At 35.7% G+C, this 10,739-nt stretch carries 11 protein-coding genes; 5 read left to right on the forward strand and 6 right to left on the reverse strand.

Annotated elements, in window-relative coordinates:
• The 4 genes from thrS to rplT all read left to right on the forward strand — a co-directional run.
• Positions 1 to 1,281: threonine--tRNA ligase (thrS, locus tag ABY905_RS09255; RefSeq protein WP_372642838.1), on the forward strand; the 1,281-nt coding region annotated here is incomplete at its 5' end.
• Positions 1,282 to 1,303: 22 nt separating this feature from the next.
• A complete protein-coding gene (gene infC, locus ABY905_RS09260; RefSeq protein ID WP_372642860.1) occupies positions 1,304 to 1,861 on the forward strand; it encodes a translation initiation factor IF-3 in 558 nt (185 codons plus the stop codon).
• A gap of 30 nt (positions 1,862 to 1,891) precedes the next feature.
• Positions 1,892 to 2,089, forward strand: coding sequence for a 50S ribosomal protein L35 (gene rpmI, locus ABY905_RS09265; protein WP_372642840.1), 198 nt, complete (start codon positions 1,892 to 1,894; stop codon positions 2,087 to 2,089).
• A 93-nt stretch (positions 2,090 to 2,182) separates the two neighbouring features.
• Positions 2,183 to 2,536, forward strand: coding sequence for a 50S ribosomal protein L20 (rplT, locus tag ABY905_RS09270; protein WP_372642842.1), 354 nt, complete (start codon positions 2,183 to 2,185; stop codon positions 2,534 to 2,536).
• Positions 2,537 to 2,876: 340 nt separating this feature from the next.
• On the opposite strand, the gene ABY905_RS09275 is transcribed toward rplT, so the two are convergent.
• The 6 genes from ABY905_RS09275 to ABY905_RS09300 all read right to left on the reverse strand — a co-directional run bounded on the left by ABY905_RS09275 (position 2,877) and on the right by ABY905_RS09300 (position 9,959).
• Entirely contained in the window at positions 2,877 to 3,845 is a 969-nt protein-coding gene (locus ABY905_RS09275; protein WP_372642844.1) for a YitT family protein, read from the reverse strand.
• Positions 3,846 to 3,923: 78 nt separating this feature from the next.
• The gene (locus ABY905_RS09280; RefSeq protein WP_372642847.1) at positions 3,924 to 5,225 is read right to left on the reverse strand and encodes an AmpG family muropeptide MFS transporter; all 1,302 of its coding nucleotides are present in this window, start codon (positions 5,223 to 5,225) and stop codon (positions 3,924 to 3,926) included.
• A gap of 27 nt (positions 5,226 to 5,252) precedes the next feature.
• Positions 5,253 to 6,566 carry a SpoIID/LytB domain-containing protein gene (locus tag ABY905_RS09285; RefSeq protein ID WP_372642849.1) on the reverse strand — a complete coding sequence of 438 codons (1,314 nt, stop codon included), beginning with the start codon at positions 6,564 to 6,566 and terminating at the stop codon, positions 5,253 to 5,255.
• A gap of 16 nt (positions 6,567 to 6,582) precedes the next feature.
• Positions 6,583 to 7,545, reverse strand: a complete 963-nt coding sequence (locus tag ABY905_RS09290; RefSeq protein ID WP_372642851.1) for a DUF4922 domain-containing protein — start codon at positions 7,543 to 7,545, stop codon at positions 6,583 to 6,585.
• A 57-nt stretch (positions 7,546 to 7,602) separates the two neighbouring features.
• Positions 7,603 to 8,502 carry an N-acetylmuramoyl-L-alanine amidase-like domain-containing protein gene (locus ABY905_RS09295; RefSeq protein WP_372642854.1) on the reverse strand — a complete coding sequence of 300 codons (900 nt, stop codon included), beginning with the start codon at positions 8,500 to 8,502 and terminating at the stop codon, positions 7,603 to 7,605.
• A gap of 2 nt (positions 8,503 to 8,504) precedes the next feature.
• Complete coding sequence (locus ABY905_RS09300; protein ID WP_372642856.1) at positions 8,505 to 9,959, reverse strand: glycosyltransferase family 2 protein; 1,455 nt, start codon at positions 9,957 to 9,959, stop codon at positions 8,505 to 8,507.
• Positions 9,960 to 10,355: 396 nt separating this feature from the next.
• Here ABY905_RS09300 and ABY905_RS09305 point away from each other — a divergent pair.
• Positions 10,356 to 10,739, forward strand: a 384-nt coding sequence (locus ABY905_RS09305) for a 4-hydroxy-tetrahydrodipicolinate reductase (RefSeq protein ID WP_372642858.1), incomplete at its 3' end; no start/stop codon positions are given.

The raw sequence follows: 10,739 nt of genomic DNA on the forward strand, positions 1-10,739 counted from the left end.
AAGAAAAAATATTTGGATGAGTATGTAGTGATGATGGAAGAGGCTAAGAAACGTGATCACCGTAAATTGGGTAAGGAAATGGAACTTTTCACTTTCTCTCAAAATGTAGGTCAGGGAATGCCATTGTGGTTGCCAAAGGGAGCTCAGTTAAGAGAAAGTCTTGAGACATTCTTGAAACGTGTTCAGAAGCAATTCGGTTATGAGCAAATTATAACACCTCATATTGGTAATATTAACTTATATAAGACTTCTGGTCATTACGATAAATATGGTGAAGATTCATTTCAGTCAATAAAAACGCCTCAAGAGGGAGAAGAGTATTTGTTGAAACCGATGAACTGCCCTCATCACTGTGAAGTATACAAATTTAAGCCTCGTTCATATAAGGATCTTCCTGTTCGTTTTGCTGAATTTGGAACCGTTTACCGTTATGAGCAAAGTGGTGAACTTCACGGTTTAACACGTGTAAGAAGCTTTACTCAGGATGATGCTCACCTTTTCTGTACACCAGATCAGTTGAAAGATGAATTCAAAAAAGTGATTGATATTATCTTTATCATCTTTAAAGCGCTTAACTTTACAGAATATACAGCACAAATTTCTTTACGTGATAAAGAAAAGAGTTCTAAATATATTGGTAGCGACGAGAATTGGGAAAAAGCAGAACAAGCAATTATTGAGGCTTCTGAAGAAAAAGGTCTAAATACAGTAGTGGAATATGGTGAGGCAGCTTTCTATGGTCCTAAACTTGACTTTATGATTAAGGATGCGATTGGACGTAAGTGGCAACTGGGTACTATTCAGGTAGACTATAACTTGCCTGAGCGTTTCGATTTGGAATATGTAGGAAGCGATAATCAAAAACATCGTCCTATTATGATTCATCGTGCGCCATTCGGATCTATGGAGCGTTTCGTTGCTGTTTTGATCGAACATACTGGAGGTAAGTTTCCATTGTGGCTAACACCTGAGCAAACGGTGATTATGCCGATCAGCGAAAAATATAATGATTATGCGAAAAAAGTTTTAAAATCGTTAAATAATTCCGATATTCGCGCCGTGTTAGACGACCGAAATGAGAAGATTGGTCGTAAGATACGTGATAATGAGTTGAAGAAAATCCCTTATCTTCTAATTGTAGGTGAAAAAGAAGCGTCTGAAAATACGATTTCTGTCCGTCGACAAGGAGAAGGTGATATGGGAACGATGCAAATTAAGGAATTTGCTGAATTAATAAATAATGAGGTAGGAGTACAAATGTCTTCTATTGCAAATTACTAACTAACTAAAGGAGGAATTAGCCATAGCTGGATTTCAAAATAGAAACAGAAGAGGTGCTTTTAAACCTCGTGAGGCTCTACATAAGATTAATCAGTTGATTAGAGCCCGTAGTGTCCGTATCGTCGGTGACGATGTAGAACCAGGTGTATTTACTATTGCTGAAGCATTGAAAATTGCTCAGGATAAGGAATTAGATTTGGTGGAGATCTCACCTAGTGCGGATCCACCAGTTTGTAAAATAATCGACTATAATAAGTTTCTTTATCAACAGAAAAAGAAGCAGAAAGAGATTAAATCAAAAGCCGTTAAAGTTGTTGTTAAGGAGATTCGTTTCGGTCCAAATACCGACGAACATGATTACAATTTTAAGTTGAAGCATGCTGGTAAATTTCTTGCTGAAGGTGCTAAAGTGAAAGCTTTTGTATTCTTTAAAGGTCGATCAATTCTTTTTAAAGATAAAGGAGAGATCTTATTGTTGAAGTTTGCTCAAGATCTTGAAGAACTTGGTAAGGTTGAACAATTACCAAGACTTGAAGGTAAACGTATGACAATGTTTATCACACCAAAGAAGAAAAAGTAGTATAGTTTATATAATCAATAAGTTTGTACAATGCCTAAGATGAAAACAAACTGCAGCGCAAAGAAAAGATTTACTTTGACTGCATCTGGAAAGATCAAAAGAAAGCACGCTTTTAAGAGTCATATCTTGACTAAGAAAAGTACAAAGAGAAAGAGAAATCTTACTTATTTTGGTGCTGTAAGCAAATCTGACCAGAAGAATGTTAAGTTAATGCTTAACATGTTGTAGAAAAATCATTTTTTGATTTTTTCAGTTTATTAACCGAGTGATTTAGCACAAAAGAGTCCTAATGGGAACGCTAACATTCTAAAATTTAAAATTATGCCAAGATCAGTTAATTCTGTAGCATCTAGAGCTAGAAGAAAGAAAATTCTTAAGCAAACTAAAGGTAACTTTGGTGCTAGAGCTAATGTGTGGACAGTTGCCAAGAATACTTGGGAAAAAGGTTTACAGTACGCTTACCGTGATAGAAAAAAGAAAAAAGGAAATTTCCGTGCATTGTGGATTCAGCGTATTAACGCTGCTGCAAGACTTGAAGGTCTTTCATATTCTCAATTAATCGGATTAATGCATAAAGCTAACATCGAGATCAACCGTAAGGTTTTGGCCGATTTAGCAATGAATCACCCAGAGGCTTTTAAAGCTGTAGTGGGAAAGGCTCAAGCAGCTAAATAGCATTATAGATTATTTTACTTTGAAAAGGACTTGCTCATGAGCAAGTCCTTTTTTTATGCGTTATATTTAGAATTAAAGTTTGGATTCCCGCTTGATAAAGTCGACACTACTGACGTATAATATCCCGGATATCTTATCATTCAGGATGACCTTCGTGAGATGGGTCTTTTCATTCGATGAAAAACCATCAACATGATTAACGTATGTGCAGAAATTACTTCTTGCTCAGTCGCATTTTTCTTTATAGGAAAGGTTCGATTCCATAATAGTTCTAATTCTCAATAGAACTAAGATCGTTAAACTTTGTTGAAGTCGTAAAATTGTAAAAGGATTAATCTAATTAATGCAAAGGTCTTTTTTTTATCATTCCCCCTTTAGCGTCTTTAATACTATGCATAACAGTAAAGGCTTCTCTGTCAATTTTATCGATCTCTGTTTGAAGTTTCACTAATTCTAATCTTGTTACAAGTGTGTATACGATTTCTGTTGGTTCTAACATCTGTCCCTTGGGCGCAAATCCTTTTTTGCCATTATATATCGTACATCCTCGTCCAAGTTCTTCTACTATAGCCAGTCTAATTTCTTCGCTTTTGTCAGAAATGATTGTCACACCAACATATTCTTCTATTCCGGATACAACAAAATCTATAGTCTTTGATGCAGACAAGTAGGTTAGCATGGCATACAAGGCAGTTTCAATGGTAAATACGTAAGCTGCAATTAAGAAAATGAACACATTGAACACTAGGATAACATCTCCAATGGTTAATGATGTTTTCTTACTAATGAATATGGCCAAAATTTCGGTTCCATCAATAACCGAACCTCCACGTATTGCTAATCCAATTCCTGCGCCTAGGAAAAAGCCACCAAAGACAGCAATTAATAATTTGTCATCAGTAACAATTGGAACCGGGATAAAGTGAACCGATATGGCAAGTAGAAAAATCGCAATAATACTTCTTACCGCAAACTGTTTGTTGATGGTAGAGAAAGCCATTAGTAAGAAGGGAATGTTTATGACAACTAATAAGATTGATAAGGGGATGTTTGTTAGTTCGCTTACAATAAGTGAGATTCCTGTTACACCTCCGTCTATAAATGCATTAGGTAGAAGAAAACCTTTTAGTCCAAAACAAGCAGATAGTATGCCAATTAGTATGAAAATACTTTCTTTAATTAAGTGTGTATATTCTACTTTAGCTTTAATAAGTATACTGTCAAACTCTTCAGAAGATGTGGTTTGATGTTTATCTTTAAGTTGGCGTTTGACTGTTTCACCAATAATGTATTGGAAGAGTGGATTCATAGTGTATATCTTCAATAGTTAATTTGGTATTGAAGATACTACTTAGCTCTTCGTCATTTACCGTTTTGTTCTGAAAAATTACTTTTTGATACTAGATCTGATTCCAAATTCGGGATCAACATCAATTAGCTTGATCATGATGAAACTCGGAATTGTACAAAGTATCACCCAAATGAAAAAGTTTTGGTAACCAATAAATTCTTGAATCCATCCTGAAACCATTCCTGGCAGCATCATACCTAAAGCCATAAATCCTGTGCAAAAAGCAAAATGAGCTGTTTTGTGTTTTCCTTCTGAAACATAGATTTGATAAAGCATAAAGGCTGTAAAACCAAAGCCGTAACCAAACTGTTCGATCGCTACAGAAATACTTATAAGGATGAATGAATCAGGTAATGATTGTGACAAATAGACATAAACTAGATTAGGAAGGTTGATGGCTAAAACCATCCACCATATCCAATATTTGAGTCCATTTCGAGAAGCCAGATAACCGCCCAATATGCCTCCTATGGTAAGTGATAGAACACCGATCGTTCCGTAAATAATGCCTACTTCTGCTGTTGATAATGCCAGACCACCAATCTCTTTGCTATCCAAAAGAAAGGGAGATGCCATTTTTACCAATTGAGATTCACCCAAACGATAGAAAAGAAGCATCCCGATAATTGTCCAAATATTTTTCTTCCCAAAGAATGATTTAAAAGTCTCTCCAAAATCATTAAACACATCCGAAAAGCTTTTTACTTCTTTTTCATTATCATCTTGTGGTTTAGGTAAAGCAAATTTATGATATAAGGCAATAATCAGAAAACTGACAGTCAAGATTCCAAATGTAAATGACCAGGCTAATGGAATGCTTTTCTCACTTTGTCCGAAAAGTTTTATTTCTTCAAAAAAACCTGCAAGTATTATTAAAAGACCTTGTCCTGTAATCATTGCCAGACGATAGAATGTACTCCTAATCCCAATGAAATAAGATTGTTTGTGCTTATCTAGTCCGTACATATAGAAGCCATCAGCGGCGATGTCGTGTGTGGCAGAACTGAAAGCGAGTAACCAAAGAAAGGCAAGAGAGGCTCTGAAAAAGTTAGTGGTAGGGATTGTGAAGGCTACACCTGCTAATGCTGCTCCGATGAGTAATTGCATCGCAACGATCCACCAACGCTTACTTTTAATAATATCAACCAAGGGACTCCAAAGGGGTTTAACAACCCAAGGCAAGTATAACCAAGATGTGTATAAAGCAATATCAGTATTCGAAATGTCCAAACGCTTATACATTATTACGGCCACCGTCATTACGATGACATAAGGAAGCCCTTCTGCAAAGTAAAGGGATGGAATCCATGCCCAGAGTGATCTCGTTTGTTTATTCATATTCTATACAATTGCTTAAATGTAATTCTAATATCTTTTTTCTAATTCGGCACCTTTAAAATAGTGTAATAGAATTTCTTCGTGAGAATAGCCTTTAGCTCCCATAACAGCAGCTCCGATTTGACATAGGCCAACACCGTGTCCCCAACCTGCACCTTTCAATATAAAATCCGTTGATTTTTTTTCTTTTTCAAGTATGAAATTTGAGCTGTACAGGTGTGATTCGGAAAGAACCTTTCGGATTTCTAATTCCTTACCAATGATGAAACTTAACTTTTCACCGATGATTTTTAGCTTAATGATTCGACCTGAGAGTCCTCTTTCTATTGGAATGAGATCTAATATGAGACCAAAGTCTTTCCCCGTTTTCCTATTGACTAATTCAGATAATTCCTCTTGTGTATACCGAACTTCCCAACGAAAAAAGTCAGGTGTTTCCATATCGTAATCATTCAAAACCTGAGAGAGGATGGCTTTATCACTATTGTTGCAGAAAACATCTGGTGAGCTATGAATCCAGTTTTCAGCATTAGCCTCATTTCTTAAATCGAGTTTTAAGTCGGATTCTTTTCCATCGGTAATAGCTTGCAGGTATTTGTGTGCTTTGGGTTCCCAAACATTCTCAAATGTTTCAGAAACACCACCACAGCACTTCGAAAAGCGAGCATCACAGATTTCACCATCGCTAGTTAGGATAATGCCTTTGGTTGCTTCAATTGCTTTTAAAACCGCTTTGTTTGATTGTCGTGTGATCCCTTGGTAGCGTTGGCAGTGATCATCAGCACATACATCGAAATTGTGATGGTCTTCTCTGTCGTACCATTTGATTAATTCTTCTGAATTTTCAGTAACAGACTGATAGGCTTGATCTGAAGCTAGTATGGCTTCTCCTTTTAAAACTTGAGCCATTAGCCATGAGCGAGAGATAACGGCATGCGCTTTTAAAAGCTCCATATTGCTAGTCGCTTTCATCTCTGATGAAATGACGCTTGCCAGGTAATCTTCAAGTTTAAGGACATTGATTGCTGTTAGTTTCTCGTCTTCACGAAGAAAATGCAAGCTGCCTTTGAAGGACTGATTCTCTTTTCTTTCCCAGTGAAATTTGATGCCAATAGTGACGTCAAATAAATCGAATGAGTTGTTTTCGTAATTCTCAGGATTAAAAATCAGCTCTTCAGGTTTGTATATTAAACCATCAAATTCGATTTTGCCATTCAGGTATTTGATGACTTGCGTATCTGTATAGTTTTTCCCGTTTTTATGAAGCGAGTAAATCCCATTCAATTTGAATGAGATTTCCTCGTCGTACATAATGCCTATACGTATTTTAGGTTCTTGCATATTGGTTCTTTACAATTTAAATCATGACCAGTTTTGTGAAATCATGACATAGTTTGTCAAAGACCAAATCATCTAAACTGACTTGTTTGTAAATGCTTACGATATCTTCTTTTGTGATCTTATCGAAATCTTCTTTTCGAGGTGTAATAATGACACCACCCATATCTACAGCGCCTGGACTAATTAATAACTGTTCTTTCCCTTCAGCAAAAAACTGAGATGGACGGTGTTTTTTTCGTGGGAAAATATGAAGTCGATATTTATTGTTTTTGTAAACACAAATCGCATTCAGCATCGGCTCCTTTTCGTCTGCTTGTAGCTTTTCGAGATAACGATAAAATATTTTACTAGCACTCATAATGTCTTGAGCTCTATCCGCCTCGATGCTAATCATTTTTCGGAGGTAGTGGTTGAAACGATACACTTCGAATCGTCCATTCCAACTGACTAGTTTGCCATAGTTTTTCTTTCTTTCGAAGTACTCTGTGTCAATAGGCATGAAGTCGTTTTCACCAGCCTGAAAATGCATATGATCAGGTGCAGATGCTCCAGATTTAGGCCCGTTATAGAATACAGAATAACCTTCTAGAGTTTCAGATAAACTGACTAAATCAGCAATGTGATTAACAAAGTTCTGATCGGTATGATCGTTTTTAGTAACGGTGAAATGTTCTTTGAGGATAGGGAAGGGGTTAACTAAAAGGCTATAATTATTTTCCAGCTCCATTTTCTTTTGCTCTGCAGGTCTGTTCTCGTTACACAAAAAGCAGGGTCTTTTATCAATGGCCTCTTTATCTACTTTAGCGGCAGTGGATGTTATCCGTTGAGGATTATACTGAACCTTAATTTTAAAGCCTTCGAATTCAAACTCTTTTTCTTCAACTTTTTCTAAGCCTTTATAGTTGGTTTTAGCTAAAGGCCAATTTTCCTTTTGTTCGCCTAAGAAAGCTTGTAAGTTTTCTTTATTGATATTTTGCATTAGTTCTCTTTTAAATAAAAAGTAATTCTCATTAAGAGAAAATAATTAATTTGATTTTTATTGTTTTAAAAGGACTCTTGATACCATAATGCCTGATTGTAAACGATTATTTTGAATCATTTCAGCCAATGGGATGTCTGAGATAACAACCTTTTTTGCTTTACTAGATGCGTGCATCAAGTGTAAACGATCATTCAAATGAATGGCAATTCCGGTGTGTGAAACATCTAAGCCTTTTATTTTTGTTGTTATTGCAATCAAGTCACCGTCTTTGATTTGATTTTCTACCTCTTGAATTTTGTCTTCAGGAATATAATAATGTTTTCGATTATTAATTGCTTTTTCCGTTTGTATAATTGTTCTAATTAGTGATGAGTCATTGATCATGGCAGGATATGAGCTTGAATGTGAACTCATAAAGTCGATGGTTTTGTCATAAGCTTCGCCACCAATTTTTTGAGTCATATCAATGATCAAGCCTTTTTCTTCATTATCAAATATCCAATCTGTAAAATAGTGTAATCTTGATGTATAACCACTTAGTTTTCCATTACGATAGCGAATAAATTCCAACTCATTTGAGAAATCATCAATACTAGTTGAAGATTTATTTGATAATATGGATAGAGTCAAGACATTCTCAAGATAGGTGGTGCAATCAAGCTGATGTAAATTTATTGTTAATTTTTCCTTCACATTATTATCAAGTGTTCCACCCACATAAGGGGTTTGTAAAAATAGTTTTCCTGTTTCAATAATTAGTTCTCCATTTGAAAGAGATTCAAATGATGGATCTGATATAAACTGGCTCAAGGATTTAAATAGTTCGATATCAATTGAATCAATTTGTAGAGATTCATTCTGAGATAAAACACTCTTGTTTTTATCAGTTTTAGCTTGACAGGAAGCTAGAAACAGTATTAATCCGAGAATAATGAATAGTGCTTTGAATTTCATGTTTATAAATTTTGAATTCGTCTTGCCTTTAGCTCAATGGTTCTAATTCTGTCTTTATAGCTATTGTGAGCATTCATTTTCTCAATGCTCAGTGAAGCATCTGAATTTTCGTCCCAGCGGCGGCATAAGTACAATGAATTGTATATACGGCCAATTTGGTGTTTTCTTGAAATGGCTAAGCCTAAGGCATAATCTTCACCATAGTTGACGTTTGGAAGTGGTGTTTCTCGCAAAATTGGCGTATAGAAAGCACGAGGAGCTCCTAAACCATTTATACGTAAGGCATTGTTTCTTCCATTTTCAGGTGTCCATTCTTTGTGGTCGATTAATCCAGGAGGAATTTCTTCCAATTTAAAATTGACCATCTGATAGCTACCAATCACCATGGCACATCTTTCCTGATGAAAGCTTTCTATTATTTGTTGAATAGTAGTCTCGTCAACGTATAAGTCATCACTATCGAGCTGTATGGCAAAACGACCACAGTCTTTATGGTTGGCAGCTTCATTCCAGCAACCGCCTATGCCTAAATCATTTCGTTCTGGTATAATATGAATAATTCGCTTATCCAGTTGAGCATATTTTCGAATAAGCTCTGTTGTACCGTCAGTTGAGTGATTGTCTACTATGATTAAGTTGAAAGCAAAGTCGCTTTTTTGACACAGTACAGATTTGATAGCGTCTTCAAGGGTTTTGACACGATTGAGAACGGGGATGATAACCGATGCCTCCAGCTCAAACGGTTCTGTATTAAAATCAAGCTCTGTAAACTTAGGCTCAAGATAGCCACCGGTTCGTTTCAGAAATTCAGTGCATACTTTCTCCATTTCAATTTGCACCTCACGATTTTTTGGATCGACATAATCAAAAATCTTTTCCCCGGATTTTCTGGTGTCCGTTTCTTCCTCAGTATATAAATATTCAGGAATTCGAAGCAGGCCAGATTGTTCAGAAAGTGCTAGACGAAGAGAATACAGACCAGCATATTGAGTTGTCTTGTCTACCAAAACAGATGCTTTTTTAAGAGCTTTTGTATCGATGAAAAGCAATGAGCCAAAATCAAAGTCATCTCTTAAACTTCCTTCTTGATAGTCAATTACGGGATGGTTCTCAACTTGGCCTTTTTTAATGACTTTAGAATCAGAATAAGTCAAACTTGCTTGTGTGTCTAATGCTACTTTAACGAAACGATTCAGGGCAAATTGGCCCAGTTTAAGAGCACTCGTTTTTGTAAAGATTAATGTGAAATCAGAAATCGACTTTTCAGCAATTTCATGAATTGTTTCTCCTGATAATAGAGACTTTGTAGATAAGAATTTGGCTCCTTCTACTTCGAAATCAGGATCTCCAATTAGGAATATTTCAGAAACTAGGTTTGTGTCTTTTAATTCTTTTATAGTAGATCGGGTTTCTTCCTGAGTTCCCACAGGCAGAAAGCAAGTAATGGTCTGATTCATCTATTAATATTGTTTTAGAACGCTTAAGCCAGATCAAAAAGAACGGCGAACAGTCGGTGTATTTTGTTATTGGATTTAATAATGACACAAGACGAAATGTATTGTGTTTTTCAACCTATGAATATAAGATTTATGCTTCAAATCTAGGGTTCAGTGCGAATAAATATTTTGATGGCTAAATCTTTCATATATGGTGTGATATATAATGGTCGTCGAAAAACTTAGAGACTTAAGTTTTATTAAGCATTCAAAATGCAGCAATCTTATTTTGATTTGCTATTTTTGATATTCGAAATTTAAATTGATAGCAGTGTTAATGTTTATATTGTTATTATGTTTAAATGTGAATGTTAGTTTAAATTTATGAGCCAGGATTGGCTTTCAAAATATAAAAAGATGAAAATTGCACTGATTGGTTACGGAAAGATGGGGAAGGAAATTGAAAGTATTGCTCGTGATCGCGGTCACGATATTGCTTTAATTATCGACCAAAATAATCAAGTTGATTTGACTATTGAAAATTTGAAAGGTGTTGATGTTGTTATTGAATTCACCAATCCTGATTCCGCTTATCAGAATTATATGATTTGTTTTGATGCTGGTGTGCCTGTGGTTTCTGGTACAACAGGTTGGTTAGAGCAATTGGAGGGGGTTAAGTCTCGATGTGAAGAGGGTAAGGGCTTCTTCTACGCTTCAAACTTTAGTTTAGGCGTGAACTTATTTTTCGAGCTGAATAAGAAATTGGCTCAATTGATGTCTGGTTTCGATCAGTACGATGTG

Origin of the sequence: Ancylomarina sp. (genome assembly GCF_041555295.1) — a bacterium.
In the GTDB taxonomy this organism is placed as follows: Bacteria; Bacteroidota; Bacteroidia; order Bacteroidales; family Marinifilaceae; genus Ancylomarina.